This is a genomic window from Burkholderia sp. Se-20378 (assembly GCF_017104665.1).
Taxonomy (GTDB): Bacteria; Pseudomonadota; Gammaproteobacteria; order Burkholderiales; family Burkholderiaceae; genus Burkholderia; species Burkholderia lata.
The window spans coordinates 1-2170 of record NZ_JAAGPG010000927.1; the positions used below are offsets into that span (position 1 = coordinate 1).

The following is a 2170-nucleotide window of genomic DNA, read 5'->3' on the forward strand; positions in this document are numbered from 1 at the left end:
CGCCCCGGTCGTTCGAACCGGGCGCCGCCGGCCGGCAGGCTGGCGCCGCTGCTCCGTCGGAGCGCGGCGCCCCTCAAGCCTGTGCCGATATTCCCCTAGGAGACACGCCCATGCCAGGCCAAGGCAACGCTCACCCGTCTGTCCCGCTTTCCCGTTCCGCGCACCCCGACGCGGGTCACGGCAAGTTTAAGAAACAGCTGTCGCTGACCGATCTCACGTTCATCGGTCTCGGCGCCATTTTCGGTTCGGGGTGGCTGTTCGCCGCGAGTCACGTGTCGACGATCGCGGGCCCGGCCGGCATCTTCTCGTGGCTGCTCGGCGGCTTCGCGGTGCTGCTGCTCGGCATCGTCTACTGCGAACTCGGCGCCGCGCTGCCGCGCGCGGGCGGCGTGGTCCGCTACCCGGTGTTCTCGCACGGCCCGCTGCTCGGCTACCTGATGGGCTTCATCACGCTGATCGCCTTTTCGAGCCTGATCGCGATCGAAGTCGTCGCCGCGCGCCAGTACGCGGCTGCATGGTTTCCGGGCCTGACCGTCGAAGGATCGAGCGATCCGACCACACTCGGCTGGCTCGTGCAGGCCGCGCTGCTGTGCTTCTTCTTTTATCTGAATTATTCGAGCGTGAAGACGTTCGCGAAGGCGAACAACATCATCAGCATCTTCAAGTTCATCGTGCCGCTGTCGGTGATCGCGGTGCTGTTCACGTTCTTCAAGCCCGCGAACCTGACCGTGCACGGCTTCGCGCCGTTCGGCATGCCGGGCATCGAGATGGCCGTGTCCGCCGGCGGCATCATCTTCGCGTACCTCGGGCTCACGCCGATCGTGTCGGTTGCGAGCGAGGTGCGCAATCCGCAGCGCACGATCCCGATCGCGCTGATCCTGTCGATCCTGCTGTCCACGCTGATCTACGTGCTGCTGCAGCTCGCGTTCATCGGCAGCATCCCCACCGCGATGCTCGCCGCCGGCTGGCATGACGTGAGCAAGGCGTTCTCGCTGCCGTACCGCGACATCGCGCTGGCGCTCGGCGTCGGCTGGCTCGCGGTGATGGTCGTCGCCGACGCGATGATCTCGCCGAGCGGCTGCGGCAACATCTACATGAACGCGACGCCGCGCGTCGTCTACGGCTGGGCGAAGACGGGCACCTTCTTCAAGGTGTTCACGCGCGTCGACGAAGCGTCGGGCATCCCGCGCGCGGGCCTGTGGCTCACGTTCGGCCTCGCGATCTTCTGGACGCTGCCGTTCCCGTCGTGGGAAGCGCTGATCAACATCGTGTCGGCCGCGCTGGTACTCAGCTATGCGGTCGCGCCGGTGTCGGTCGCCGCACTCCGCCGCACCGCGCCCGACCTGCCGCGACCGTTCCGTGCAGTTGCGTTCGGCATCACCGGCCCCGCGTCGTTCGTGATCGCCGCGCTGATCGTCTACTGGTCGGGCTGGAGCACGGTGTCCTGGCTGCTCGGCCTGCAGATCGTGATGTTCGTGATCTATCTCGCGTGCCGCCGCTGGGTGCCGACCGCGCACCTGAGCCTCGCCGAGCAAGTGCGTTCGTCCGAGTGGCTGATCGCGTTCTACGCCGCGATGATCGTGCTGTCGTATCTCGGCGGCTTCGGCGGCACGGGCCGGCTTGCGCATCCGTACGACACGGTCGTCGTCGCGGCCGTCGCGCTCGTCATCTACTACTGGGGCGCGAACACCGGCGTGCGCGCCGACAAGTTGCAACTCGACGACGACGAAGACTGACGTACCCGTTCCTTTTCCCATGATCCCTTCGGCCGGGCGCCCCACGCCCGGCCCCTGTTTTTTCCGAGGAAAACCATGCAACTCACAGGTCAGCTCCTGATCGGCCAGTCCGCCGTCGCCGGACAGAACGGCACCCTCCACGCGATCGCCGCCGCAACCGGCGAACGGCTCGAACCCGCCTTCGGCGGCGCGAGCCTGCACGACCTGGAGACGGCCTGCGCGCTCGCCGACGACGCCTTCGACACGTATCGCGAAACGTCGCTCGAAGCCCGCGCCGCGTTTCTCGACGCGATCGGCCGCCACATCATGGCGCTCGGCGACGACCTGATCGAGCGCTGCGTCATCGAAACGGGCCTGCCGCGCGCGCGCATCGAAGGCGAACGCGGCCGCACGGTCGGCCAGCTCGCGCTGTTCGCATCGCTCGTGCGCGACGG

General features: G+C 67.6%; 2 protein-coding genes. Both read left to right on the forward strand.

Annotation, left to right across the window (positions count from 1 at the left end; translation table 11 throughout):
- Window positions 1-110: 110 nt before the first annotated feature.
- A complete protein-coding gene (locus tag G3N93_RS39025; RefSeq protein WP_206135427.1) occupies window positions 111-1736 on the forward strand; it encodes an APC family permease in 1626 nt (541 codons plus the stop codon).
- A gap of 75 nt (window positions 1737-1811) precedes the next feature.
- A partial coding sequence (locus G3N93_RS39030; protein WP_206135428.1) for an aldehyde dehydrogenase family protein occupies window positions 1812-2170 on the forward strand: 359 nt, incomplete at its 3' end.